Annotated in this window: 24 protein-coding genes; 10 read left to right on the top strand and 14 right to left on the bottom strand. The window is 64.4% G+C overall.

Features of this window, described 5'->3' with window-relative positions; all coding sequences use genetic code 11:
• Positions 1-4: 4 nt before the first annotated feature.
• Both FBY40_RS01045 and FBY40_RS01040 read right to left on the bottom strand, forming a co-directional pair.
• Positions 5-619 carry a M23 family metallopeptidase gene (locus FBY40_RS01045; RefSeq protein ID WP_141935683.1) on the bottom strand — a complete coding sequence of 205 codons (615 nt, stop codon included), beginning with the start codon at positions 617-619 and terminating at the stop codon, positions 5-7.
• Between the two features lies 1 nt (position 620).
• On the bottom strand, positions 621-1,349 hold the full coding sequence (locus FBY40_RS01040; RefSeq protein ID WP_141935681.1) for a hypothetical protein: 729 nt from the start codon (positions 1,347-1,349) through the stop codon (positions 621-623).
• Positions 1,350-1,731: 382 nt separating this feature from the next.
• Between FBY40_RS01040 and FBY40_RS01035 the strand changes: the two genes are divergently transcribed.
• A complete protein-coding gene (locus FBY40_RS01035; RefSeq protein WP_160141321.1) occupies positions 1,732-2,049 on the top strand; it encodes a winged helix-turn-helix domain-containing protein in 318 nt (105 codons plus the stop codon).
• A gap of 563 nt (positions 2,050-2,612) precedes the next feature.
• Here FBY40_RS01035 and FBY40_RS01030 read toward each other — a convergent pair.
• From FBY40_RS01030 to FBY40_RS01020, 3 genes are all read right to left on the bottom strand, one after another.
• The gene (locus FBY40_RS01030) at positions 2,613-3,854 is read right to left on the bottom strand and encodes an alpha-hydroxy acid oxidase (protein ID WP_141935677.1); all 1,242 of its coding nucleotides are present in this window, start codon (positions 3,852-3,854) and stop codon (positions 2,613-2,615) included.
• Between the two features lie 345 nt (positions 3,855-4,199).
• A complete protein-coding gene (locus FBY40_RS01025; protein WP_141935675.1) occupies positions 4,200-4,958 on the bottom strand; it encodes an SDR family NAD(P)-dependent oxidoreductase in 759 nt (252 codons plus the stop codon).
• A 16-nt stretch (positions 4,959-4,974) separates the two neighbouring features.
• The gene (locus FBY40_RS01020) at positions 4,975-5,823 is read right to left on the bottom strand and encodes a fumarylacetoacetate hydrolase family protein (RefSeq protein ID WP_141935672.1); all 849 of its coding nucleotides are present in this window, start codon (positions 5,821-5,823) and stop codon (positions 4,975-4,977) included.
• Between the two features lie 179 nt (positions 5,824-6,002).
• Between FBY40_RS01020 and FBY40_RS01015 the strand changes: the two genes are divergently transcribed.
• Entirely contained in the window at positions 6,003-6,989 is a 987-nt protein-coding gene (locus FBY40_RS01015) for an aldo/keto reductase (protein ID WP_141935670.1), read from the top strand.
• 33 nt (positions 6,990-7,022) lie between these two features.
• Here the strand turns inward: FBY40_RS01015 and FBY40_RS01010 are convergent, their stop codons facing one another.
• The 6 genes from FBY40_RS01010 to FBY40_RS00990 all read right to left on the bottom strand — a co-directional run bounded on the left by FBY40_RS01010 (position 7,023) and on the right by FBY40_RS00990 (position 12,583).
• On the bottom strand, positions 7,023-7,706 hold the full coding sequence (locus FBY40_RS01010) for a FadR/GntR family transcriptional regulator (RefSeq protein ID WP_141935668.1): 684 nt from the start codon (positions 7,704-7,706) through the stop codon (positions 7,023-7,025).
• A gap of 711 nt (positions 7,707-8,417) precedes the next feature.
• Positions 8,418-8,771 (bottom strand): L-rhamnose mutarotase, encoded by a 354-nt coding sequence (locus FBY40_RS01005; RefSeq protein ID WP_235014408.1) that lies wholly within the window; start codon positions 8,769-8,771, stop codon positions 8,418-8,420.
• Positions 8,768-9,370, bottom strand: coding sequence for a hypothetical protein (locus FBY40_RS17390; protein WP_200830084.1), 603 nt, complete (start codon positions 9,368-9,370; stop codon positions 8,768-8,770). The genes FBY40_RS01005 and FBY40_RS17390 overlap by 4 nt, the downstream gene beginning before the upstream one ends.
• 18 nt (positions 9,371-9,388) lie before the next feature.
• On the bottom strand, positions 9,389-10,186 hold the full coding sequence (locus tag FBY40_RS01000; RefSeq protein WP_141935664.1) for a carbohydrate ABC transporter permease: 798 nt from the start codon (positions 10,184-10,186) through the stop codon (positions 9,389-9,391).
• A 74-nt stretch (positions 10,187-10,260) separates the two neighbouring features.
• Positions 10,261-11,064: a carbohydrate ABC transporter permease gene (locus FBY40_RS00995; protein ID WP_160141320.1), complete on the bottom strand. Its 804-nt coding sequence runs from the start codon at positions 11,062-11,064 to the stop codon at positions 10,261-10,263.
• A 244-nt stretch (positions 11,065-11,308) separates the two neighbouring features.
• Positions 11,309-12,583, bottom strand: a complete 1,275-nt coding sequence (locus FBY40_RS00990) for an ABC transporter substrate-binding protein (RefSeq protein WP_160141319.1) — start codon at positions 12,581-12,583, stop codon at positions 11,309-11,311.
• A 190-nt stretch (positions 12,584-12,773) separates the two neighbouring features.
• Between FBY40_RS00990 and FBY40_RS00985 the strand changes: the two genes are divergently transcribed.
• The 5 genes from FBY40_RS00985 to FBY40_RS00965 are packed head-to-tail and all read left to right on the top strand — an operon-like array spanning position 12,774 to position 17,476.
• Positions 12,774-13,748, top strand: coding sequence for an enolase C-terminal domain-like protein (locus FBY40_RS00985; protein WP_200829903.1), 975 nt, complete (start codon positions 12,774-12,776; stop codon positions 13,746-13,748).
• Positions 13,745-14,461 carry a nucleoside/nucleotide kinase family protein gene (locus FBY40_RS00980; protein ID WP_141935658.1) on the top strand — a complete coding sequence of 239 codons (717 nt, stop codon included), beginning with the start codon at positions 13,745-13,747 and terminating at the stop codon, positions 14,459-14,461. Before FBY40_RS00985 ends, FBY40_RS00980 begins: the two co-directional genes overlap by 4 nt.
• On the top strand, positions 14,458-15,477 hold the full coding sequence (locus tag FBY40_RS00975) for an alcohol dehydrogenase catalytic domain-containing protein (protein ID WP_141935657.1): 1,020 nt from the start codon (positions 14,458-14,460) through the stop codon (positions 15,475-15,477). Before FBY40_RS00980 ends, FBY40_RS00975 begins: the two co-directional genes overlap by 4 nt.
• The gene (locus FBY40_RS00970; protein ID WP_141935655.1) at positions 15,477-16,244 is read left to right on the top strand and encodes an SDR family NAD(P)-dependent oxidoreductase; all 768 of its coding nucleotides are present in this window, start codon (positions 15,477-15,479) and stop codon (positions 16,242-16,244) included. Before FBY40_RS00975 ends, FBY40_RS00970 begins: the two co-directional genes overlap by 1 nt.
• Positions 16,241-17,476 (top strand): AGE family epimerase/isomerase, encoded by a 1,236-nt coding sequence (locus tag FBY40_RS00965; protein ID WP_141935654.1) that lies wholly within the window; start codon positions 16,241-16,243, stop codon positions 17,474-17,476. The genes FBY40_RS00970 and FBY40_RS00965 overlap by 4 nt, the downstream gene beginning before the upstream one ends.
• Here the strand turns inward: FBY40_RS00965 and FBY40_RS00960 are convergent.
• Positions 17,473-18,243 carry a GntR family transcriptional regulator gene (locus tag FBY40_RS00960; RefSeq protein ID WP_141935652.1) on the bottom strand — a complete coding sequence of 257 codons (771 nt, stop codon included), beginning with the start codon at positions 18,241-18,243 and terminating at the stop codon, positions 17,473-17,475. The two genes, FBY40_RS00965 and FBY40_RS00960, sit on opposite strands and share 4 nt — an antisense overlap.
• 107 nt (positions 18,244-18,350) lie before the next feature.
• On the opposite strand from FBY40_RS00960, the gene FBY40_RS00955 reads away from it, so the two are divergent.
• A complete protein-coding gene (locus FBY40_RS00955) occupies positions 18,351-19,361 on the top strand; it encodes a Gfo/Idh/MocA family protein (protein ID WP_141935651.1) in 1,011 nt (336 codons plus the stop codon).
• 428 nt (positions 19,362-19,789) lie between these two features.
• Here FBY40_RS00955 and FBY40_RS00950 read toward each other — a convergent pair whose 3' ends face one another.
• Both FBY40_RS00950 and FBY40_RS00945 read right to left on the bottom strand, forming a co-directional pair.
• Positions 19,790-20,269 (bottom strand): MarR family winged helix-turn-helix transcriptional regulator, encoded by a 480-nt coding sequence (locus tag FBY40_RS00950; protein WP_141935650.1) that lies wholly within the window; start codon positions 20,267-20,269, stop codon positions 19,790-19,792.
• A 57-nt stretch (positions 20,270-20,326) separates the two neighbouring features.
• Positions 20,327-20,713, bottom strand: coding sequence for a nuclear transport factor 2 family protein (locus tag FBY40_RS00945; RefSeq protein WP_141935648.1), 387 nt, complete (start codon positions 20,711-20,713; stop codon positions 20,327-20,329).
• A 369-nt stretch (positions 20,714-21,082) separates the two neighbouring features.
• Between FBY40_RS00945 and FBY40_RS00940 the strand changes: the two genes are divergently transcribed.
• Both FBY40_RS00940 and FBY40_RS00935 read left to right on the top strand, forming a co-directional pair.
• Positions 21,083-21,937 carry a hypothetical protein gene (locus tag FBY40_RS00940; RefSeq protein WP_141935647.1) on the top strand — a complete coding sequence of 285 codons (855 nt, stop codon included), beginning with the start codon at positions 21,083-21,085 and terminating at the stop codon, positions 21,935-21,937.
• A gap of 1,738 nt (positions 21,938-23,675) precedes the next feature.
• Complete coding sequence (locus FBY40_RS00935; protein ID WP_141935645.1) at positions 23,676-24,338, top strand: flavin reductase family protein; 663 nt, start codon at positions 23,676-23,678, stop codon at positions 24,336-24,338.
• Positions 24,339-24,533 lie beyond the last annotated feature (195 nt).

Below are 24,533 nucleotides of genomic sequence, written 5' to 3'. Positions count from 1 at the left end.
GTGGTCAGGTCAGGAGGATGCCGCGCGCGGCCATGAACGGGACGGGGTCGATCGATAGCCCGTCGTGTATGACTTCGAAGTGGAGATGGCACCCGAACGAACGGCCGGTGTTGCCCTCGGCGCCCAGGGGCGTGCCGGGGGTGACCGCTTGCCCTTCGCTGACGCGGAGCGAGCCCCACTGCATGTGCCCATAGAGGGTGATGAGGCCGTCGCCGTGGTCGATGCGGACGGTGTTGCCCCACCCGCTGAGGGCACCGGCGCTGAGCACCGTGCCAGGGCCGGCGGCGAAGATCGGTGAGCCGCATCCCTGGGACATGTCGTAACCCTTGTGCTGGACCGAGCAGAACCCGCATCCGGTGACGGGGTTGTGTCCGAACCCTCGGCCGAAGGAGTACGGGCCGGCCATAGGGAAGCCCCAGTCGCCTTGGGCTGTCGGGACTGGGCGTGTGGTGTCGGGCCCGTTTGCGATCGAGCTGCCTGCGATCGCGAGCGGGATCGCGATGAGCGGGGTGGCGGCGAACGCCGATATGAGGAGAACGAGGGTCAGTGCCCCGATCGCGACCTTGCGACCAATCCTCGTTTGGCCGAGGGCGGCGATCGCGGTGACCGGGGCCGGCATGTCAGGGCTCCACCGGCTCTGAGAGCAGTCGGACCACCTTGCAGTCCCCGGCGGCCTGGCTGGAATCGGGCGTGGGAACAGATGCCTCTCCGCACAGCACCTGCACGCTGAGGCGGGTCTGCTCCTCGTATGAGACCTCGCCGCCGGCGCCGTCGGAACGCGTGAAGGTGATGGTGATGTCGGCTGTGCCGCTCGACATATCCCCCGACTGGTCCTCGGGGACGGGCGAGAAGGCGACGTCACCGGTCGTGACGGCGCTGACTCTGCCGTCCTCGCCTGCGAGAGAGTCCCATTCCGCTTCAGGCAGAACGACTGTCTGGCGCATCTCAAGTTTCGCTGCTTCTAGTTCGGCGATACGGTCGGCCTCTGATGCGTAGCGCGTGTCGGGTGTGAACCACGTACCGAGGTAGGCGATCCATTCCTCGTACTCGGCCTTCGTGGTGTCGAAGGTCCCCGCGGCGGCGAGCGCCGCGCGGACGTAGGTCTCGGGATCCGTGGTGATGGGTTCGGGGACCAACCCGCGCTTTATGACGGACTCGTCGACCACCGCGGTTTCGGTCGTTGGAGTTGGTTCGAAATCGCTCGTGCGTGTCGACGTCAGGTCGGGGGAACTAGGAGTGGAGTCGGCGTTGCTCAGCGACACGATGATGAGTGCCGCAATACCGATGATGAGGACGATTGCGCCGATGACCGCCCACGCGATGCCGCGCCGGTTCGTTCGTGCTGTCATGATCGCTCCTCGCCTTCGAGAACAGCGAATGCGCTGACCCACGTGACGAGTCGCGCTACACGCTGTCCCGGCATCCTAAGCACGCAAGGGGTAGATCGTAAAAATACTTCTGATCGGGGATTTATGGCATGCACAGCAAGAGCGCGAGGAGCTCGGGGGGTTGGCATCGTCGCGTTAAGTCCCGATGCTATGTCGGCCCTCAGGGCGGTGTCTGTAGGTCTTTTGGGGGACAAGGGCGAGCGCGCCGATCGAGCATCGTGTGCTCGAAGGGGCGCCGCGGACCTTGACATGAGTGCATGGTACATAGCTACACTCAGGTGAGCAAAGCTTTTTTTCATGCGGTTATCTGGACGGACCCGTAGGTCTATCGAGAGAATGGAGCGTGCCCAAGTACGCCCGCCCCGCGAATAGTGATCGCGCGGAGGACCCCATCGAAGCGTTCGGCAACCGGCTACGAACCGGGATCATCGGATACCTCAGAGAGCATCCGAACTCGTCTCGCGCCGAGATCTCCGCTGCACTCGGGGTGCCCTCACCGACCGTCTTCAACGCGCTAGAGAAGATGTTGGATGCCGGGCTGCTCGTGGCTGATCCCCCGCGTGACCAGTGGGAGCGCGGGGGGCGCGTGCGGTACAGCGTGGACGGGCAACTCGTGTCGCTGCTCTACCTTCAGCTCGGGCAGGCGCTCGGTGAGGTGTGACGGGTTCACGACTATTGCCTGATGCAACTGCTCGCTAAGCGACCCTTCCGCTGATACGTCGCTCGACGGTCCGGTGCTTGGCAGTGTCGCCGCCGTCGCCAAGACGGCCCATAGGGGAGAGGTAGCACCGTGACGCGTGACGGCTGTATGCGCGAAGTCGCGCTCAATCGAAAACGCAGTTCGCCGACTACAAGCGATGTCAGCTTCACACGCAATCACGGGATCCGAGGCAGAACGGTGAGGAGAGCGATACACGCGCGGCCGGCAAGGGGGACCCTTGTCAAACGAGGCGGCTGCGTCAACCGGCCTCGTGCGAGGAGTCCGAGATTGCGAGGAAATGATTGCTGCGGTGGCTCCTAACCCGGCTGCCCCCTCGACTGTTCCGTGCACCGGGAGGCTCATCGATGGCTACTGCGCTGGGATGCGCGCCGCGGTGGTCGCCTCGGCTTTGCGGGAGACTCCCGATTGCCCGGGATGGCGCACTGGTCGTCGATAGGGGAACTAATGCAACGCCCCGGAAGCCCGACCGGACACACCTGTCCAGACGTTCGTGTCCCAATGATTTAGGAAGTTACTGTGATCGGGACAAGGTGGCGGAGTTGTGTGACGTGACGTGGTTGGAGTTCGGCGAGGGTGGAGACGCCGAGGAGTGCCATGGTGCGTTCGATCTCGCTGCGGAGGATGGTGATGGTGCGGTCGACGCCCTGCCGGCCGCCGGCCATGAGTCCGTAGAGGTAGGCGCGGCCGATGAGGGTGAATTTCGCGCCCAGGGCGAGGGATGCGACGATGTCGGCGCCGTTCATGATGCCGGTGTCGACCATGATCGTGGCGTCCTTCCCGACCTCGCGGACCACCTGCGGGAGAAGGTGGAACGGCACCGGGGCGCGGTCGAGCTGGCGGCCGCCGTGATTGGACAGGATGATGCCATCCACTCCGCTGTCGACGAGGCGAGCGGCGTCCGCGACGTTCTGCACCCCTTTCACGACGAGTTTCCCGGGCCACATCGAGCGGATGAGGTCGAGGTCGTCGTAGCTGATGGTGGGGTCCATCGCGGCATTCAACAACTCCCCGACGGTGCCGCCGGTGGTGCTGAGGGATGCGAACTCGAGCTTCGGGGTGGTCAGGAAGTCGATCCACCACCACGGCCGGGGGATGGCGTTGATGATCGTGCCGAGCGTCAGTTGCGGGGGGATGGAGAATCCGTTGCGCTTGTCACGGAGCCGTGCCCCGGCGACAGGGGTGTCCACGGTGAACTGCAGGGTGTCGAAACCGGCCTTCGCGGCGCGCTCCACCAAGCCGAAGGAGATCTCACGCTGACGCATGACATACAACTGGAACCAGTTGCGTCCCATCGGGTTCGCGGCTTTGACGTCCTCGATCGAGGTGGTCCCGAGGGTGGACAGCGTGAACGGGATCCCCGCCGCGCCCGCCGCCGAGGCCCCCGCGCTCTCCCCCTCGGTCTGCATCAATCGGGTGAATCCGGTGGGGGCGATCCCGAACGGCAGCGCCGAGGGACCCCCGAGGATCTCACAGGAGGTGTCGACCTCGGGCGCGGGACGCAGAACGTCGGGGTGGAACTCGACATCCTCGAACGCCTGCCGCGCCCGGTGCAGTGAGATCTCGCCCTCGGCGGCGCCGTCGGTGTAGTCGAAGGCCGCATTCGGCGTGCGACGCTTCGCGATCACCCGCAGATCCGCGATCGTCAACGCCGCCTCGAGTCGACGCTTCCGTCCGTTGAACTCGGGACGTTTGAACTGCATGAGCTCCAGCAGCTCGGCGGGGCGGGGAAGCTGACGGGTGACCATGGTCACTCCTTCTCAGGGCGGGGATCGTGGTGGCGGAGTTCATGGTTACGGGCGACGAGATTCCAAAGGTCTTCGAGCGATCTGTCGAGAGTGCCGCGTTCGGGACGCGGCGCCTGGGCGGTTTCCCACGCGACGGCGAGGGTCAGTGCTGAGTCCGGCCGGCGCCTCGTGCTGTCCAGATGACGCTCGCGGAACTGCGGGAGATAAGGAGGCCCGTTCGGTTTAGGAAAGTGGACCGACGCGCCTTGACCCTGCCGTCTCCGCGGCATACAGGCCGCCGCGACCCGATATGCGCAACCCCCAAGCGAGTGTTGCGCATGACCTGCGATGTGGCCGAGTGAGACATCACCCCACTTTTGGCCTGAGCCTGAGCGCCTGCATGCCACCGTCAACGGCGAGTGCGACGCCAGTAGTAGAGCCGGCGCGAGGGCTGACAAGGTAGGCGACGGCGTCAGCGACTTCCGCGGCAGTGACGAGCCGGCCGTGGGGCTGACGCGATTCGAGGGATGCGCGCTCGGTGATGGGATCTGGTGCTGCGCTCAAGAGCCGCTCGATCCACGGGGTGTCGGCTGTGCCAGGATTGACCGCATTGACGCGAATGCCCTCGCGCAAGTGGTCGGCTGCCATGGCGAGAGTAAGGGACTGTACCGCACCCTTGGTGGCGCTGTAGAGGGCGCGCTGGGGCAACCCGGCTGTGGCGGCTATGGAAGAGGTGTTGCAGATGGCAGCCGCGGGGGATCGTTGCAGATAGGGCAGGGCGGCCCGGCTGACGCGGGCGATGCCGACGACGTTGATGTCCCACACGTGATGCCACTCGTCGTCGGAGTTGGCGGTGACATCGCCCAGTGCGCCGATGCCCGCGTTGTTGACCAGGATGTCGATCCGGCCGAACTGCCCGGCGGCGCGTTCGACGCCGGCGATGACCGACGCGTCATCGGTGACGTCGACGGCGACCGCGAGATCAGCGTCAGTTTCGGCATCCGCGTTCAGGTCGAAGACGACGACGGTCGCACCATCGTTCTGTAGGCGTTTGGTGATCGCGGCACCCAGCCCGGATGCTCCGCCGGTGACAATCGCCACGAGGGAATCGAGTGGTAAAGACATGCGGTACTCCAGTGTTTCAACCGGCGACGACGGTCTGGCGCTGGCGGCCCAGACCCTCGATCTCGAGCTCAACGATGTCTCCCGGGGTGAGGTAAGGGAAGCGGCCCGACAGTGCCACTCCCTCGGGGGTGCCGGTCAGGATCAGGTCGCCGGGCTCAAGGATGAGGTACTGGCTCAGTTCCCACACGATTTGCTCGATCCCAAAGATGAGGTCGGAGGTGCGGGAGTCCTGTCGCGGCTCGCCATTCACCCAGCTGCGCAGGCGAAGGTCGCTCGCGTCGATCTCGTCGGGCGTTACAAGCGCGGGACCGAGCGGACAAAACCCTGGGCCGGACTTCCCCTTGGACCATTGCCCGCCGGAAACTGCAATCTGCCAGTCTCGCTCGGACAAGTCGTTGGCGACGACGTATCCGGCGATGTGGAGGCGGGCGTCGGCGGCGGATTCAAGGTATGAGGCTCGAGCTCCGATGACGATGCCCAACTCGACCTCCCAATCCGTCTTCGTGCTGCCCCGAGGCACCGCGACGTCATCGTTGGGCCCGACAACCGTGTTGGGTGACTTCATGAACATGACCATGTGCTCAGGTGGTGCGGAACCCGACTCGGCGGCGTGCGCGGCATAGTTCATGCCGATGCAGTACACCGCCGACGGCCTCACGATCGGAGCTCCGACCCGCAGCGCGTCCGCCTCACCGACCATGGGAAGTCGGCGGTCGGCCAACGCGACGCGCACCTGGGCGACGGGATCGGACGAGAGGAACGCGCCGTCAATATCTGCGGTGAGGGGGCGGAGATCGAAGGCTCGATCCTCCTCCCAGACGACTGGCACTTCTTCGCCGACCGGGCCGAGTCGTGACAGCTTCATCGGTCAATCCCTTCAAACATCAGAGCAGCGGCGCGGGGCCGGCCTGGCTCCGTCGACCTGGGCAGTAGGTGTACCCACTGATTCTGGCATACTGACGCATGGGCCCGCAGCCAGACATCAGATGTTTTGATTGTCAGACTCCGCCGTCCCGAGGTCCCCCGAAATGGAGTTGAGCGCACATGACAACGGAGTTTGGACCACTCGGATTCGGTGCAGCATCGATCGGCAATCTCTATCGCGTCGTGTCTGACGAAACGGCGCATGCGGCTATGGAGGCGGCCTGGGAGGGCGGCATCCGCTACTTTGACACTGCCCCCCACTACGGACTGGGACTCTCCGAGCGACGCTTGGGTGCGTTCCTTCGCGGCAAGCCCCGCGAACAGTATCTTCTCTCCACCAAGGTTGGGCGGCTGCTTAAGCCGAACCCCGCGTTCTCCGGCGGACGCGACCTGAAAGCTCACTTCCACGTACCCGATGATCTCGTGCGACGCTTCGATCCGACTCTGCCTGGTGTCCGCCGATCGCTCGAGGACTCGTTCGAGCGGATGGGTATCGACCGGATCGATATCGCCTATCTGCACGACCCCGATGTCTACGACCTTGATAAAGGGCTCCGCGAGGGTCTGCCCGCTCTCGCGGCGCTGCGGGATGAGGGTCTTGTCGACGCGATCGGGGTCGGGGTGAATGACGCGGGTGTAGCTGCGCGCGCCATCGCCGAGGGAGACCTCGACGTAGTGATGGTCGCCGGACGTTACACGCTGCTCGAGCAGGTCGCAGCAGCAGAGCTCTTGCCTCTCGCGGCCGAGAGGAGCGTGCGCATTGTTGCGGCTGCGCCGTTCAACTCAGGGCTTCTCGCCAATCCCGATCCGGCGTGGGGCGCGACCTACAACTACGCGGAAGCGTCTGCCGCGGTGCTCGACCGCGCAGCGGCCCTCGCCCAGACCTGCGCGGAGTTCGGAGTGGAGCTCCCGACGGCGGCGCTGCAGTTCCCCCTTCGGCACCCCGCTGTCGCGACCGTGGTCGTCGGCACGGCCAATCCTCGATCGGTGACGCAGAACGCGACCCGTGCGGCCGAGTTCATCCCGGATGAACTTTGGGTCACGCTCTCTGCCCGCGGACTTATCCACGACCCTATCGTCGGGGAACCCACATTCCGAGCGAAATGACAGAATCAATCGGGCGGCGGCACCCCGAATGCCTCACTCGTCGAACCCCAAGGCTTCCTTGAGCCATTCCTCAATGCCGGCGATATGGGCCAACGTGAGCGCTGAGGCGAGTTCGGCGTCACCGCGGCGCAGGGCGTCGAGAATTGCACGATGCTCGGCGATGGTCCGCTCCGTCGCGCCGCGCTGAGTGATGCCTCGCCACAGCCTTGCGCGAACCGTGCCACTCGCCATCGATTCGACAAGTCCGCTCAAGTAGTCATTGCCCGATGCCGCAGCGATTGCCTGGTGAAACCCAAGGTCGTGCCGCACAAGCTCTTCCACGTCGGTGTGTGGGTTCACTTCGGCCAACATCACCTCAAGGCTCACGATTCCCTCGTCGTCGATCCGGATGGCCGCCAGAGCTGCGGCGGCCGGTTCGAGGATGCGGCGTACTCCAAAAATTTCCACCACCGAGCGCGCAGTGTGCAGATCGGCGACGAAGCTCATCGCTTCCAAGAGCAGTCTCGGCTCTAGGCTCGTCACGTAGGTGCCGTCACCGCGGCGCACATCGAGCACCCGTATCACCTCGAGGGCCTTTACCGCCTCGCGGAGCGAACTCCGCGACAGCCCGAGATGTTCGCTCAACTCCTTCTCCGGCGGTAGCCGATCGCCGGGAGCGAGTTCCCCTGCCGTGATCATGTCCCTGATCTTCCGGATCGCCCCGTCGGTGACCGCCATGCCGCCATGCTAACGGGACCGCGACAGCGGTCCAGTCAGGGCTTGTCGTCGCGCAGGTCGACGCCACCAGCCCCGACAGCACCATTCTCGTGAACCTCATCGTTGGCGCTGCTCTCATTCTGGCTGCCAACACGTCTGCCAGAACTGCCGCCGCTCGTTGCCGGCTGGCGTCAGCCGGTGGCCGGGGGCGCCGCTCAGCAGGGGAGCCGAAGCCCCGCTCGTCCGTCCAGCCGGCTGATGAACTCCGGTGCTCGAGTTACGCGTCGCGCTACCGGATCGCGCGAGATGATCGATGCAGGAACGGCGGGACGTCCTCGAGTCACCTCAGACGGTGCCCACTGACCAGGGACCGGCCGGTGTCCCGTCAGCCGGCGGTCGCGCTCATCCCGGCTCTCTTCGGCCACCCCGGCATCGGGCCCAGAATGTCTGAGACGGCGACGACTGCGGAGCCCGTGACTCTCCTCGAGGGTTCATGAGAGGTTCCGCGTGTAGCTGGATGCAATGCCCGGCCAGCCCGGATCCGCCCTGCAGGCCCGCAAGCAACTGAGGTTGTTGACCCAGCCCGGTCTGACGCCAGGCGCGCACTTCAGCAGCAATCGTAGCGCGTGCACCGACGCCCGCGCCGAGACGGCTCCTCAGGTGTGGAAACGACGGCTCGACGCTTGAGTCTTATCCCGGACAGGAGCTTATTCCGATACCGGTCTCACAAGCTCAGTCAGTGTGAAACACCTCATCAATGCGCATCCACCATTCATCTTCGCCGCGCTCGGGGAAGGGGCGCTGTAGGGGATGGCAGATTGACACCCATCTCTGGCTTTCCGGGTCTGACGCCATCGCCGCCATGTCTGCCTCGAAGTCTTCTCCGACGTACTCGAAGTACGAAAAGAGCGTGTCGCCGTGCCGATAGATGGAGTAGTTTCGGATGTGGCTGAGCGCGATCCGCTCCAAGACGGCCGGCCACACCTCACGGTGGAGCCGCTCGTACTCGTCGCGGTTCTCCGGCGGTAGACCGATGACGGCGGCGATGCGACGAACCCGTGTCTCGCCCGTGGGCCTAGAGGTCACCGGCCTTTTCCTTCCCGGACGGAGAGGGAGGAGAAGCGAGGCGCCGGTCCCTCCCGGATCAGGCGCAACGCGCTGGGGTCCAACCCGTCGAGGGTTGCGCGCAAGCCTCGACATGCCGGAACGTACGGTCCCGCGTTGAGCGAGACGGCCCAGTCGCCGCCCCAACTGAGGCGCTTCCGGCCGAAGGTTTCGAACGGAATGCCAAGTCGCTTCAGCGTCCCCGGCTCATCCACCCCCGGGTCAGCGAGAAAGAAAAGGCCGGCCCGGCCGCGGCTGAGCGTTCGGGGCACAAGTCCGCGTCGTTCAGCGGCGTTAGTCAGCCTCGTGGACGCCGTCGGCTGATCGAGCGGACGGCGGGCCACGATCCCGAGCATGGGGAAGTCCTGATGGGCGTCCTCGAGCAGTCGGTCAGTCTCCGCGTTCTCTTCGGCCGCTTGAACGAAGATCACGACGTGGACGGGCTGGGCAGTGAGCAACACCGAGACGTTCGTCACGGTGAAGGTGCGGCTGAAGGAACGCTCGGACGGCGCCAGCCACGCGTAGTGCCCTTTCGTCAGATCCCACAGCTGGATCGGTGAGTCGACAGCAACATGCGTCACTTTCCGACCACGGTTCCGCTAGCTCTTGACCGCGCCGGCGAACGCGCCGCGCGTGAGGAGTCGGGATGAGGCGAGGAACACGAAAAGGATCGGCAACGCTACGACCAGGCCCGCGAGTGCGATCTCAGGGCGGCCGATGGGGAGGGTGTTCGTGCCGGCCGCCGGCGTGAGCGCGGGTGTGGCGCTGAACAGAACTCCGAGCCCCACGGGCAGTGGGTAGCTCTCGCCCCTGCCCAGCAAGACGTAGGGCAAGAAGTAGTTGACCCACGCGGCGGTAAAGGCGAAGAACGCAATCATCGCCGATATTCCGCGCGAAAGCGGAACGGCGATGCGGGCGAATAGGCCCATTTCCGTCGCCCCGTCGAGGCGAGCAGCTTCGTAGAGTTCTCGGGGTACCGCCGTGGAAAAGTGGATGTAGGCGAGAAACACCCCAAATGGGTTCAGTGCGCTGATGAGGATCACTGACCACGGGGAGTTGTACAGCCCCAAGGCGGTGGCCTGCAGAAACAGCGGCAGGACGAGAGCGACCGACGGTACGAGCATCATGATTAGGGTGATCGTTACGAGAGTCCGTCGGAATGGGATCGCGGTCGCCGCCAGGGCGTAACCGGCGGCAACAGCCGAGGCGGTCGCGATGACGACGATCGCGGCGGTGTACCAGACTGAGTTCCACGCCCACCGCAGGACGATCCCGTCCTGGAACGACATGAGGTTCGCCCAAGCGACGCCGTAATTCTCGAAGCTGCCAAATGCTAGGGGAGCGTACGTCGAGAACGTTGACCGGGGCTTGGAGGGCGCGAGGACCAGCCAGAGCATAGGGATCACGCTGAGGGCTGCCGCGGCGAAGAGCACAACCCGCAAGCCCGCGGCTGAGACTTTGGAACGAATCACTATTCCTCCTCGCGGCGCTCGAAAAAGTCGGTGCCGAAGATCAGGTAGAGGGCTGCAAGCAGGCAGACGACGAACAAGACGAAGCTGAGGGCGGCTGCACCCGCGAAATCGTTATTGGTGAAGGCGAAGGAATAGCCCACCTGGTTGAGAGCCCAGTCGGTGGCGAGACCCTCGTAGACGCCGGCGCTAATCAGTTGCGGTTCGACGAAAACCTGGACGCCTGCCGCAAAAGTCAGGACAGCCATGTAGACGAGATACTTTCGGATCAGCGGCAGCTTGATTCGGACTGCGAGCTGCAAGGCGTTGGCGCCGTCGATCCTCGCCGCCTCGAGCAGCTCGTCGTCGATGGATTGTAGCGATCCGTATTGGATCACGATCCAGTTTCCGGCGCCGGTCGCGAAAGCCATGAGGGCAAAAATCCAGGCGAGGTTTCCGGGGCTCCAAATCTGGGAGGCCTGCGTTATCCCCATTGCGTTGAGCGCGCCGCGAAATGGGCTAAGCGTCGGCTCGAGCATGAAGTACCAGACGAGTACGGCGACGGACCCCGAGATCGCACTGGGAACAATGAAGGCCAGCCGGAGTGACGCGTTGAACTTGGACTTGTAGGCGTCAAGCAGCATTGCCATGATCGTCACGATTATGAGCATCGCCGGCAAGTAGATCGCGAGGAATGTGAGTACATTCAGCGCGGCGGGGAGGAATCGGAAGTCGGTGACCACGTCAACGTAGTTCTGGAAACCGCCATCGGGGTTCTCGCGCGTGGGTTGAAACGAAGTCAGCAACGCCATCACGACGGGAACCATCCCGAAAAGCACAAGCAGTGCTGCAAACGGCAGAAAGAGGATGATTCCGGCAACCCTGGACCGAGTCCGCATCTTGGAACTGCGGCCTCGCTGCCTTGACGGTCTGGGTGCGGCGGAACTGTCCCGGCGGGGCGCTCGCGTGGTTGCGAGATTTGTGTCGGCGATCAATCGATCACCCCTTCTGATTGAATCGTGCGCGGTGGGCCGGGAGCCAGGAGGAACGCCCGACCCACCGCTGCGGCTCCTAGTCGTTGACGTCGTAACCTGCCTCCTCGGCGAGGTTGCGCACCTCCTGAGCGAAGCCCTGCAGCGCATCGGCTGCGCTTTCGCCTGCAGTGATAGGGGCCGCCAGCTCCGCCTTGTAGGCGGCATCGATGTCGAACAGCACGGACTTCGTCGCGGGGTTCAAGACAGCGGCCTGAGCGGTCAGCACCGGCATGATGTCGAACGCATAGAAGTCGTTGGCGGCCGTCTTCGCCCCCCAGATCTCCGCCGACGGTCCGTAGGCGGGGTAGGTGGGACCGGCTTCGACAGTCGCTGCGTCGGACAGGATCCATTCCACAGCGTCGGCCGCGGCATCCGGGTACTCGCTGTGGCTGGAGATGACCCAGTAGCCACCGCCCCACTGACCGGAGTACGGCTCTTCCGCGCCGTCCCAGATCGGCATGGCGGCAGCTCCCGTGCGGCCGGGCTCGACGCCCCAGCTGTCCTCGGGGGTGTAGACGAAGTCGCCGAACCACGAAGGGCCGATCTGCATCGCCACCTTGCCCTGCTGAGCCACGTCGGCGACGAATCCCGCGTCGAAAGGCGATCGGCGGTCCAGCGCGCCCGAGTCGAGGAGCGGGTCGATCAGCTCCACTACGCGCTGGCACTCCGGAGCGTCGGGGTTGACGGGGAGCACGTTGCCGTCGAGGTCGGTGAAGGTGCATCCACTCGACTCGAAGAAGCCGGTGTAGCCGGCGTTGTCGCCGACCGCTCCTGCGACGTAGCCGTTCTGCTGTAGCGTCTGGGCGACTTCTGCGAACTCCTCGAACGTGGCCGGCACCTCAAGTCCGAGCTCCTCGAAGGTCGGGACGTCGTACCACAGCACGGTCTGCGCGAGGTCGTTCCGCAGGCAGTAGGTCGATCCATCGGCCTCGCAGATCACGTTGGCGCTGCCGAAGGCGTCGAGGAAGTCCGCTGGAACGAGGTCGTTCACCGGTGCCGCGAAGCCGTTGTCAGGGTCGCTCAGCTGAGCGATGGAGTTCGGCTGGCCGGAGAAGGCGACATCGGGCCACCCCTCCTGGGCGCGGTTGGCGAGTCCGATGTCGGCGACGAGGTTGTTGGTGTCGCGGACTTCGACTGTCACGTCCACGTCGCCCTCCACGGAATCCGCGTACGCCTGGGCCGCGGCTTCGCGGGGGGCGTCGACCCAGATCGTCAGGGAGGGCGTCTCGTTCGGATCTGCAGCTTGGCTGCTGCAGCCGGTCACGAGGAGTGCCGCGACTACGACTGTCGCGACTCGGGTAATGCGCGTCATTGGGCAATCCTTTCTCTGGCGCAGGGGAGCGCGTTGCAAGAATATATGATATGAAGTCCTTGTCAACCCATCGAGGCAAAGGATTCGCAGCGTGATCATCTCGGACGTCGTTGTCCACTTGGTGGATGTCCCAGCTCGGGAGCCACGCTTCTCCTGGCGCCAGGGTCTGCCCGGTTCAGAAGGAGCCCACGTGGCTGCGTGGCTCGAGATCCGCACCATCGAGGGACTGCGCGGCTTCGCATATGCGCACCGGGGCCTCATCATCCGCGACCTCATCGACCGTCGCCTCCGGCAGGAACTCGTCGGCAAGGACGCGCTCGCGCGCGAGCTCCTCTGGCACCGTCTGTGGGAGCTCGACCGGGTCGAGGAGTTCCCGATCTACACGATCGGCATCGTGGACGTCGCCCTCTGGGATCTCGCCGGGAAAGCGGCGGGTCTTCCCCTTTACCGGCTGCTCGGATCGGCGAGGGAGAGCATCCCCGCGTATGCGTCGACGACAACGTTCTCGACAATCTCCGAGTACCTCGAAGTCGCCGATCAGTGCCTGGAGCTCGGCTTCCGCGCTATCAAGCTGCACGCGTTCGGCGACGCGCGAGAAGATGCACGCCTCGCCCGCGCCCTGCGCCGGCACGTCGGGGATGACGTCGCGCTCATGTATGACGGCTCCGCTGGGTTCGACCTCTTGGAAGCGGTCTGGCTCGGGCATGCGCTCGCTGACGAGGACTTTCTCTACTACGAGGAGCCCATGCGTGAGTTCAGCGTGCATGCCTACGCGCGGCTGGCCGAAAGGGTGACCGTGCCTCTGCTCGTGGCCGAGACGAGCGACGGCGCCCACATGAACACCGCCGACTTCATCGTCGCCGGATGTGCCTCCGCTGTGCGCACGAGCGCGAGCCACCGCGGCGGCATCACCGGTGCGATGCGGATCGCTCACCTCGCCGATGCGTTCCTCCTGCGCGCGGAGGTCCACGGATCCGGCCTCGTTCATCGCCATCTGGTGATGGCAATTCACAACAACACCTACTTCGAGTCGTTCATCAGCACCAACCCGGCCGCCGGCGAGTCGGTCGTCGACCGCGAGGGCCAGGTTTCGGCCCCGACGGGAGTGGGAGTGGGTTGGGAGGATGCGGGGAATCCCGACGTTCCGGCGGGGTTCCCCGCATGACGACGATCCGTTACTTCCCATCGCTCGAGGAGCTGGCGCGTCGCGCAGTGGAGCTGCCCGTTCGCGCACGACGACGCGCTGTCCTCGGCATCGCGGGCGCACCAGGGGCAGGCAAGTCCACGTTCGCCGCTGCGCTCGCCCGCGTCATCGGACCGTCGTCGGTGCTTATCGGAATGGATGCATTCCACCTCGACGACGCCATCCTGCGGGAGAAGGGACTGCTGGACGTCAAGGGTGCGCCCGAGACCTTCGACGCCGCCGGCCTCGAGCATCTGCTCCTCCGTCTCCGACAACAGGAGCGGGTCTTCGCTCCGGAGTTCGACAGGGCCCGTGAGCTCTCGCGTGCGGGCGCAGTCGAGGTCACCGCAGACCACACGCTGGTCATCATCGAGGGCAACTACCTCTTGCAGGAAACACCGCAGTGGGCTCCGGTGGGCGGTCTTCTCGACGAAGTGTGGTGGCTGCAGGTCGACTCTCGGGAGCGGGTCCGCCGGCTGATCGACCGCCACCGATCCTTCGGGCGATCGCGGTCGGAAGCGACGGAATGGGTCAAGCGCACGGACGAGGCCAATGCGACTCGTGTCCTCGCTGATGCCAGGCGGGCCGCACTCACGATTCAGCTTGCTGCCGGCCCGGTGCGTTCACCGGCCACATCCGACATCCATGTCTCGCCGACGACGACCACCCATCCCACAACACGGAGAACCACATGACCAAGCGCGCACTCGTACCTGTCTTCCGCGGCCAGGGGCAGATCGCCTATACCGAGCATGAGTGGCCCGACCCCGGGCCCGGCCAGCTGCTCATCCGCGTCCGAGCCAACGCCATCTGCGGCACTGACCGGGAGCAGTTCCTCAACGGCTCCGAGGTGGTCGCCGGACACGAAGCCGCGGGCGAGGTCGCTGCCGCTGGACAGAACACCTCGACCCCGGTGGGCACGCGCGGTGTGATCTACTTCAAGGAGTACTGCGGATCGTGCCGCAGCTGTGCTGCGGGTCACACCAGCCTGTGCTCCCAGAAGCGCGCCAGCACCGGGATGACGACGGATGGCGGCTACGGACCCTGGGAACTCATCGCCGAGCAGCAGTTCTTCGCGATTCCCGACGATGTCCCGTTCGATCTGGCGACGATGCTCCTCGACGCGATGGGCACGACCGGACACGCGTGGAAGCGTGCTCTCCACGAGCGACAGGACGTGAGGTCCGTGTACATAGCCGGCGCCGGGCCGATCGGCCTTGGTCTGTTGCTGACCGGACGACTCATCCTCCCCGCTGACATCCCCATCTACGTCAGCGACTTCTCCGAGTGGCGCAGGAACCTCGTCGCCGAGCTAGGGGGTCACCCGCTGGATGCTGCGGATGAGGAATCTATTCGGGCAGTCGGCGCGGTCGACCTAACCTTCGACTCGACAGGCAAGAAAGTCGCTCGGCAACTGGCCATTGATCTGCTCGGCAACCACGGTGTGTTTATGGTCGTCGGAGGGCAGGAGGGGTTCTCGTTCGACGACGTCGGTGTCGAACTGCTTCCGCGCGAACTTTCGATCCTCGGGAGCGAGTACTTCGATTACAACGAGTTTGCGGGAAACCTCGATCGCCTTCAGAACAACCGCGATGCCGTGCGCAAGCTCTTGACGCACACGTACCCGGTCGAGCAGCTCGATCAGGCCTTCGCCACCTTCCTGAGCGGCGAGAGCGGCAAGGTGGTCGTCACGCAGGGCGGCGCGGACTGATGACCGTCCTCGACCTCTTCTCCCTCGCCGACCGCACAGCTCTTGTCACCGGGGCTGCGTCGGGCATCGGGTTCGCGATCGCCCAGGCTCTCGGTGAGGCTGGGGCGAGAGTGATGATCACCGGTCGACAGGAGCCGCGCTTGGTCGAGGCCGTCGACGCTCTGCACCGAGCCGGGGTGGACGCCGGATACGCGGTGGGCGATGTCACCGACCCCGACCAAGCGCGGCTCACCGTCGACGCCGCGCAAGACGCCTACGGTGAGATCGACATCCTCGTGAACAACGTCGGTCGTGGTTCCAACCTGCGGTCGGAGACGATGACGGAGCGCGAGTGGGATGACCTCATCGAGAAGAACCTGACCTCGGTGTTCCGAATGTCCCGCCTGGTGGCGCCCGGCATGCTCGAGCGACGCCGCGGCTCCATCATCAACCTCGGCTCGATTTCGGGGTTCATCGTGAACCGCCCACAATGGCATTCGCCCTACGGCGCGGCCAAAGCGGGTGTCCATCATCTCACCAAGTCGCTTGCGGCGGAGTGGGCAGACCGCGGTGTCAGGGTCAACGCGATAGCCCCGGGATTCGTGGCGGAGAACGGCATCGCCCCCGAAGAACCGCTGTTCCGGCGGTACTGGGCGGACGAGGTGCCGATGGCGAGGGTTGCCTCCCCGCGCGAGATCGCACCCGCGGCGCTCTACTTCGCCAGTGACGCCTCGACTTTCGCCACGGGCTCGGTCCTTCTCGTGGATGGGGGGTACACGCTGTGGTGAAGTCGAACGCACCCGGGCCCGACATCGCGCCCGCCCTTGCACCCTCTCTCACCTGGCGCCTGGAGCGATTCGCCAGGCTGCTCCGCTTCGCCACGGCGTCCCGGATGAGCGATGGATTCGGGTGGTTAACCGAGTCAGGTCAGGTTCGTCCCGTCCCGACGACCACGCTCCTGACGGCCCGCTACACGCACGTCTTCTCCGTAGGCGACCTGGCTGGAATTGGCGACTACGGGGCCCTCGCGGAGCACGGTGTGGCCCGCCTGAGCAGCGGCCCTCTCCGGGACTCGGTCGGGTGGCAGTGGGATGCCTCTTCAGAGGCGACCGCTAAGCAGTCCTATCTGCTCGCGCAGGTAATCCTCGCCGCCTCCTCCGCCTCGATCGCAGGAATCCCGGGCGCGGGGGAGCTCCTTGATGACGCTCTCGGCATCCTCGACGAGTCAGCATGGGATGACCCGGAGGGTGTCGTGCGCGACACTTACGGATTCCCTGGAACCGCCCCGGACTATCGCGGCGCCAACTCCAACATGCATGCAGCGGAGGGTCTGCTTGCGGCGGCCGACGCCCTGGGAAGCGAGGACCGAGCTGATCAGGCGAGAAGGATCATCGACCGATTCGTGGGACGCATCGCCGCCGCGCATGACTGGCTGATGCCCGAGCACTTCGACTCGTCCTGGCGCGTGTTGAAAGACTTCGGCCGCAATCATCGGTCGGATGAGTTCAAGCCGTACGGTGTCACGCCCGGTCACCTCTTCGAATGGGCCCGGATCTGCCTCAACGCCCGGCCGGGGGCCGAGCCGGCGACCGCCGACGCGCTGCACGACTGGGCAAGAAACCTCGCGAGGAGGGGTCATGAGGTCGGCTGGCGAGCGGCAGGCGACTCCGGAGTCGTGTACACGACGACCTTCACGGGCAGACCGGTCGTCACACGCCGTCTGCACTGGCCCCTCACAGAAGCGATTGCGGCGACAGCCCACCTCGCCGAGCTGCAACCAGGCGAGGTCTGGGATTGGCGCCTCGGCCTGTACTGGGAAGATGCCCGACGCGACTACGTTGAGGAGGCGGGCACCTGGGCTCATGAACGCGGGCCTCATCCGGAGCGGATGACAATGGGGCGCCCCGACGCCTATCACGTCGCCGGTGCCTACCTCTCCGGTGCCGCTGATCCGCATCGATGTCTCGCCGGCGCGGCCCGGACGTTCGCTGCCCGCGCGAACGGTGTCGAGGATGCCTAGTCCGCGCGGGTCGCGGCGGCGACGATCGCCATGCGGACGCGGGCAAGGCCTTCGGCGCGGGAGACATGCGCTCGCATCTCCCGCGCGGCTCGCTCTTCGTCGCCCGCGATGATCGCGGCGCTGATCGCGCGGTGCTCGTTCGTGGTCTCCAGCGCGGCGCGTTGCGTGGTGTACTGCCCGTCAAACCTCGCCAGCTCATCGGGGCCTTCGGCGGCTACGGCAGCACGGGCCGCGAGATAATTGCGGAAGAGGTGCATGTGACAATGCATGGCGTCGTAGGAGTCGGCGACGTGCCGATTACCGGACAGCTGGGACACCAGCGCGTGGAACCGCACGTCGTGGTCGCTCAGCAGGCTGTACACCTCGTCGGGTCGCTCCCTCTCGATGTCGGCACCGACACCGCGGACCTCTCCAGCGATGCGGTCGAGCTCGTCAGAGAGTGCGCTGCTCGACGGGCCCGCGTTCCGCGCCGCATGCCCGGCGGCCCACGGCTCGATGAGCTGGCGGAACTCGAACAGCTGCTCGAACTCCGCGTCGGACAGGATAGGGGTGGCGGTGTAGCCACGGAAGCGGGTCTTGGCGAGGAGCCCGTCTGCCTCCAGTCGTGCGAGCGCTTCCCGCACCGGGGTCTGCGAGATGTTCAGTTCGCGGGCGACCTGCTCGATCTTCACATGCTCGCCGGGACGGATGTCGTTGCGGAGGATCTTCGCGCGGAGCGCCTCGTACGCCGCATCGGTTCGACCGATCTTCGGGACCGATTCCGTCATGCTCACCGCCTCGTCTCCCTCCGACGCAACTCCCCACACGTTAGCCTGCGCGCGAACCAGCACGCGGGAGGCTAGCCGTCATGGTCTCTCGAATGATTTGAATATATATGATCAGAACTATGCCGCCGCTGCGTTGGGGAATTCTCGGCACCGGTGCAGTAGCCACCGCCTTCGCCGAGGACCAGCCACTCGCCGGAGCGGCTGTTCGAGGAGTCGCGTCCCGCGACGGGCGACGAGCGCTCGCATTCGCTCGCGATCATGGCATCGCGATGGCGTTCGACGGCTACGCAGAACTATGTGAATCAGACGATATCGATGTCGTCTACATCGCGACGCCGCATCCCTTTCACGTCAGCCACGCCCTGATCGCACTCGAGGCCGGAAAGCACGTCCTCGTCGAGAAGCCGGTCGCGATGAATGCATCCGGCGCTGAACTGCTCTTCGATCGTGCGGCGCACCTCGGTCTGTTCTGCATGGAGGCGATGTGGGTGCGTTTCCTCCCTCATCTCGCCTTTGTGCGGGCGATGTTGAAGGAGCATGCCATTGGCAACGTCCGTGGTATGGCGATCGACGTCTCCCGGTCCCTGGCGCCGTCGCCGGAAAGTCGTCTTCTCGATCCCGCTCTCGGCGGAGGGGCCCTCCTCGACATGGGTGTATACGCCACGAGTATCGCGGTCGACCTGCTGGGTCCCGGGGCGGTGGCCGCGGCGAAAGCGAGGTGGAGGGAGAACAGTGTCGATGCAGCGACGAGCTTCCTCTCGGTGCATTCCGGCGAGGTCATGTGCACCGCCTCAGTCTCAGCCGACGGGGTGGGATCGAACCAGGTTGTGATCGCAGGTGACCGCGGATCGCTTGTCGTCGGTCCGCGCTGGAACATGCCTTCAGATGTCGTCGTGCGCGACGCCGAAGATAGAGAGTTGAGGCGATTCGACTCGCGACCCGCCGGTCGCGGGATGTGGCTCCAATCTCTCGCCGTGCAGGACGCCATTCAACGAGGGCTGAAGCAACACCCGCTCATGCCGTGGTCGCAGTCACTGCAAAGCCTGATCCTTCTCGACAACGTGCGCCGAATCATCGGGTTGACTTACGAAGGTGAGTCGCCATTCGGGTGTCGATGATTTGTCTTGGCCATTCGGTGCCAAGAGCGAAAATCAACCACCGTTAACCACGGAGGTTCTACCGCAGGAGCCAGCCGCGTGGGGCTCGCCGCGAACTTCGGTGGGGCGGGTGCTCGTCGCCAGCCCCCGATTAGGCGATGAACTGTCACTACCTCGGGGTTCCAGCGCTCTGTCTTGATGTGCTTTATTCGAAGCGTCTTTGCCATCGTCGACATTGACGCATCAACCTAGTCCGATGTGCCGCGGAGAGTCACGAGCTCTTCGCCATCAGCCGTGTACCGATGCGGAAGGGAGAAAGCGTCTCTGTTGCCCAACATTGGCAAGCCGTGCCGGGCCCGAGCAGGCCGGCCCGGTCCGTCCCATCCGCACACTGGTATCGGGAGACTGCGGTTGCTCGGGAGAACGAATGGTAGTTCGGCAGCATTTCCTCACCTCCTGCTTCGGAGCCGCGGATTGGCCCGAGCGATGATAGGGGTCAGAAGGACTCGCAGTTCCTCACGCTCCTCGGTCGTCGTTTGGTCGAGCATCAGCTCCCTGACGATCGCGACGTACTCGGCTGTGGCGTTAATCACGGCCGCGTGGCCCGCCGGCGTGAGCATCGCGAGCGTAACGCGAGCGTCGTTCGGGTCGGCGCGACGCTGAACCCATCCTCGTTCGCTGAGGCGCTTGATGCCGTGCGAGAGGCGGGACAGCTCGCCTCCAGTGACCTCCGCGAGGTCGGTCAGCGGCATGGCTTGCCCTGGCTGGTCCCGGAGTGTGGCGACGAGCGCGTAGTCGAAGTGGTTGATTCCGGATGTGGCCCGAAGGCGATGATCCAAGAATGCCGGTACCCACATGGTCGCCCGCACAAGTGTCAACCATGTCAGCGATTCCTCTTCGGTGAAGCCGGGAAGCGGTCGCAGCGTCATTCCGGTAGGTTATGCGGCCGCGAGGCGAAGGTGCATCGCGGCCGCGCCGCAGCGAACTCAGAACATCCCGTTAGCGTTGGCGGCTTTTTCCGGGACGGGCTGTACGACGTCCCAATGCTCCACAATTCGCCCAGCCTCGACGCGGAAGATGTCCACAACCGCCATCCCCCGATCGCCTGGAGCCATAGTGACGCGATAGTGGAGCGCGACTAGGTCTCCATCTGCGATCGTCCGCATCAGCTCACTCGAAGCTAGCGGTGCTTGAGCAAAGAGGCCCTCCATGAGCGTGACAAACGCTTCGGGGCCATCTGGGACGGATGGGTTGTGTTGGATGTACCCGGTGCTCAGGTAGCGTCGCGCCGCCTCCCGGGGATTTTGCTCGGTGAACGCGGTCCTAAAGAAATCGAGGACTACCTCTGAGGGGCTGTCGACTGCATTGCTCACTTATCGCACCTTCCTATTCGGATCTGTACGATACATGAACCTTCATGTAAATTGCTAACGCCGACGATCCGCCGCGGCAACGACGCTTCCAATGAAGCTCGAGGCGATGCCGACGTCTACCCGAACCGGCTCAAGCCGGCAGGCGGCGATCGACATAAATGAAGCCCAGAGGTTTGGAGGGAACTCTTGAGAACGGATGACACGACTGCAGAGCACAAGTCGGTCTCGACCGGCCCGCGGAGGGCACGAACGGCCATCGTTTGGACGGTGCTCGCCTTGGGCGGATGGACGCTTGCCGCGGCTTCGGTTCTAGTCTGGTGGGACAACGGACTTGCTCATCGGCCGTCCGAATGGACCGCCGAAGAACGGGTGTCGATCAGCCTCTTCGGGCTCGTCGAAGTCGCGATACTTGGGTTCGTCGCCTGGCTCATCACCCGCTCCCGCTCACCTGAGCTCAAGCGGACGTACGCCGAACTCCCAAAGAACGCGACGGCTCGCCGAGAGCTGCTGGGCATCGTCGTCTATGCAATAGCTGCTCAGGTCGTAGGCGCGGCGCTAGGTACATTCCTCGGATGGGGGCCCATCAGTTTCCATCTGGCCGGCTCCCTTCACACATCGCACGAGTCAGTGGCTGTATCCGCGGCGATTGGCTGGGCGGCTTACAACCTCTTGGTGTACGTCGCGCTTCCGCTGATGTGGATGCGCCGCCGGTACAGTCGTCGCGATCTGTGGTTGACGTCGCGACGACCGGGCAACGACCTCGCCGTCATCCTGACTGTGCTCTCACTGGAGTCGGCAGTTCAGATAGCGGTGTACGGAGAGGAGCTTCTCGCATTGTCGCCAGAGGAATTGATCGTCGGCGGATTGCTCGCCTTTTCCGTCTCGTTCGTCGGTACCGTGCTTCCCACGCTCGTGATCGTGGCCGCACTCATCGTCCCTCGTCTCCTCGCCATCACCCGCTCTCCCACGGCCGCCGTGATTGGAGGCGGAGTCGCCTACGCCGCGTTGCACACCGCGGACGGGTGGACAGACTACTCATCCATTCCCTCTGCTGTCGTCTCGTTCTCGCTCGTCTTCATCACCTACTTCGGTCCCGGAGCCCTCAAGGCATACCTCACCCTTCGAACAACAAACGCATGGGTGCATGCGTGGGCGTACCACGCCGTCGCTCCGCACTTGTGGGCGGACGCGCCGATGTTTGCGCGAATGGCGGGGTTTCGATGACGAAGGAGGGCTCTTGAGGAGGCTGTTCGCATGGGTCACGCGCGCAACAATCGTCATCGACGACGACTCAGGGACGACCATGAGCTCCGTGGTGGGATACGAATTTCGGAGAATCACTGGACCGGTGTCGGCAGACAGGCTTTACTTCCACTCTGGTTCAGAATTCCACGCTGGAGCGGGCACGTTCACCATCGGCGATTTCGCTTCCCTCACACTCGTGTCGGTCCCGGTCGCGTGGCTGTGGTCTAAGGGCGGGCGTCTCAAACAGCGCATGTCGATTCACACACCGGTTACCGGTTCTGCTGTGGAGACCAGGTGATCATGGTGCATACACCCAGCCGTAAATGGAGCTCAGGTTACGCTGACACAGATCAGGCGACTCTTGGAGTCCCGCGTGTCGTTGCTGAACTCAGCTGAACGGCCGCTTGTACCGTTGAGGCAGAGCCCGAGCGCCCACGTGCGGAGAACGGATCGCGGCGATCGAAGCGAGGCTCCAGATCCTTGTTGTGGAGCCTTTTCGACCGATCCGGCGAAGCTCGCATAGTAGTCGCGGCAGCGTTCCCTATTGGGCCTTGGGCGAGCACCACGTTAGGCAGAATCCACTTCACCGAGCGGCCCGATACTGGTGTCGCATCGACGCTGCACCCGGGCAATGTATGGTCTCGACAACGCCTACTCGGCGATCCTGGCCGGCGGGGGATCAGATAAATCAGCGCGACGAGATTGAAGGGGAGGATGAGGCTGATGCACCTTCTCCGGATACCTTGGCGATCAATCTGGCGAATCATTGCCGTGGTCGTTATCGAGTACCTCGAACGCCCTGCGCGCATGAAGGACGTCACATCATTCTGGAGCGCCATCGCTCCGGACAGCCCGATCGTGAAGCGCCTTCTCGGTGCACTCGACTTCATCTCCGCGATGAGAGAACGGGAGTGCCGCGGCGCCGAACACACACCCACGCTGACTCGGCTTGTGGAGAAGGCAAAGCGACTGCGCAGAACCCTGTGGTCTTCTTCGAAATGGTCGTTCTGCGGCTCGAAAGAGCCATCCGGGTCGACGAAACGGTCTTGTCTGCGTCGCTCGAACGCGTTGTCATCGACGGTCGTCCCATCGGTTCTCCACCCGCTGGTGCCGATCGTGAGATGGGCGTCAGCGACGCGCTCGCGCAAGGCAACGCTAACGTGCCGAGCGAAACTGATCAGCACTCCATTTCGGCGTCGGGGCCGTGCGAGCGTGGTCACGCAGGTGAGGAGGCGAGAGAAACCCGTTATCGACTCCGCCCAACCCGACGCCAGGACACAATTGCAGGCGAGGGGACACTGACGCCACCGTATCGGCCTCACGCAGACAAGCTAGTCGACACCGTAACCCCTCACCCGCGAGCGACAGTCCGTCTCGGCCATCCGGGCAGGGGCCAAATCGCAATCACCTGCCCCAGAACTAGAACGCGCGACGCGACGGCGAACCGGCCCCTGTGCACCTGACCGTGCGCCCGGTGGTACACATTGCACCCTCAAGGTTCGAACCAGATGTCCGCGCCCATCTGCTGTCGACCGCTGTTTCAGCCTCGACCAGTTTGGTGGTCAACGGTCGAATCGCCTCCGAAGTCGCTGGCCAGGAGTGTCCGGGCGGCGTCATGGTCGAGAGCGGCGCGACTCTGAATGACGTATTGTCCGATTCCCGCCAGAAATCGCTTCGGGTGAGAGGGAAGCTGAGTTATCCGTAGAAAGGTCCACTAATGACGAGTGATAGTCATCAGATTCGTGAGCACATCCGATTGGATCCCGCCATTCTTTACTTCGGTACACCTGTAGCCGTCTTGAGCACTGTTGGCAATGACGGAGCGCCAAATCTGGCGCCGATGTCGAGCGTCTTTTGGCTCGGGTCGACTGCGGTACTTGGGCTTGGGACGAGATCCAAGACCGCACAGAACCTTTTGAGCACGCGCGAAGTTGTCATATCGCTTCCATCCGTTGACCAGGTCGACGCGATAGACCGCTTGGCATTGACGACTGGTCGAGATCCGGTACCCGACGCGAAGGCGGGAGTTGGCTATCGGTTCGTAGCAGACAAGTTCGAATGGGCGAACCTCACGCCCGTTCCTTCCGACACGGTCGCCCCTCCACGTGTCGCAGAGTTTCCAGTAGCCCTCGAGGGCCGCGTTGTGGCCGCTCACGGACTAGAACGCGCCGAGCCCACGGACGATGGGAAGTCGGCAGTTTTCGAAATCGCAGTCAGGGCCGTGCATGTCCATCCCGCGCTGCGGGCGCCGGGTTATCAAGACCGGATAGATCCGACTAGGTGGCGACCGTTGGTCATGAGCTTCCAGCGCTTCTTCGGGCTCAGTGAAGAAGTGCACTTTAGCCGCTTAGCGCGCATCGACGAGGAGTGGTATCGATAACGGAATCGTGCTCGAAAGGCCGACGACGACAGGGTAAGTGGCGCCATTCGCGAGCCACAGGACTACCGCACCCGCCCGCTGCCGGTTGCCGTGCCGATCGGGAAATGGCAACGCACATCCGGGAGCTGCCGAAGGGTCGTTCCTTCCCTCGCCCGGAGCGCCCGCCATGCCGTGTCCACGAGATTCCCCCAAGGC

Source organism: Microbacterium sp. SLBN-154, from assembly GCF_006715565.1.
Taxonomy (GTDB): Bacteria; Actinomycetota; Actinomycetes; order Actinomycetales; family Microbacteriaceae; genus Microbacterium.
The sequence above is the reverse complement of the archived record's forward strand: the minus strand, read 5'-3'. Positions and strand labels throughout refer to the sequence as shown.

Coding starts and splice junctions, on each gene's coding strand:
- FBY40_RS01010 (WP_141935668.1), bottom strand. CDS start 7,706: ATGGCGGTCACCGACGGGGCGATCCGGAAGATCAGGGACATGATCACG.
- FBY40_RS01025 (WP_141935675.1), bottom strand. CDS start 4,958: ATGTCTTTACCACTCGATTCCCTCGTGGCGATTGTCACCGGCGGAGCA.
- FBY40_RS01045 (WP_141935683.1), bottom strand. CDS start 619: ATGCCGGCCCCGGTCACCGCGATCGCCGCCCTCGGCCAAACGAGGATT.
- FBY40_RS00995 (WP_160141320.1), bottom strand. CDS start 11,064: ATGGTTCCCGTCGTGATGGCGTTGCTGACTTCGTTTCAACCCACGCGC.
- FBY40_RS01000 (WP_141935664.1), bottom strand. CDS start 10,186: ATGCTCTGGCTGGTCCTCGCGCCCTCCAAGCCCCGGTCAACGTTCTCG.
- FBY40_RS00980 (WP_141935658.1), top strand. CDS start 13,745: ATGACGACGATCCGTTACTTCCCATCGCTCGAGGAGCTGGCGCGTCGC.
- FBY40_RS01020 (WP_141935672.1), bottom strand. CDS start 5,823: ATGAAGCTGTCACGACTCGGCCCGGTCGGCGAAGAAGTGCCAGTCGTC.
- FBY40_RS00990 (WP_160141319.1), bottom strand. CDS start 12,583: ATGACGCGCATTACCCGAGTCGCGACAGTCGTAGTCGCGGCACTCCTC.
- FBY40_RS00950 (WP_141935650.1), bottom strand. CDS start 20,269: ATGACGCTGCGACCGCTTCCCGGCTTCACCGAAGAGGAATCGCTGACA.
- FBY40_RS01015 (WP_141935670.1), top strand. CDS start 6,003: ATGACAACGGAGTTTGGACCACTCGGATTCGGTGCAGCATCGATCGGC.
- FBY40_RS01040 (WP_141935681.1), bottom strand. CDS start 1,349: ATGACAGCACGAACGAACCGGCGCGGCATCGCGTGGGCGGTCATCGGC.
- FBY40_RS00955 (WP_141935651.1), top strand. CDS start 18,351: ATGATCAGAACTATGCCGCCGCTGCGTTGGGGAATTCTCGGCACCGGT.
- FBY40_RS00970 (WP_141935655.1), top strand. CDS start 15,477: ATGACCGTCCTCGACCTCTTCTCCCTCGCCGACCGCACAGCTCTTGTC.
- FBY40_RS01030 (WP_141935677.1), bottom strand. CDS start 3,854: ATGGTCACCCGTCAGCTTCCCCGCCCCGCCGAGCTGCTGGAGCTCATG.
- FBY40_RS00935 (WP_141935645.1), top strand. CDS start 23,676: ATGACGAGTGATAGTCATCAGATTCGTGAGCACATCCGATTGGATCCC.
- FBY40_RS00960 (WP_141935652.1), bottom strand. CDS start 18,243: ATGACGGAATCGGTCCCGAAGATCGGTCGAACCGATGCGGCGTACGAG.
- FBY40_RS00975 (WP_141935657.1), top strand. CDS start 14,458: ATGACCAAGCGCGCACTCGTACCTGTCTTCCGCGGCCAGGGGCAGATC.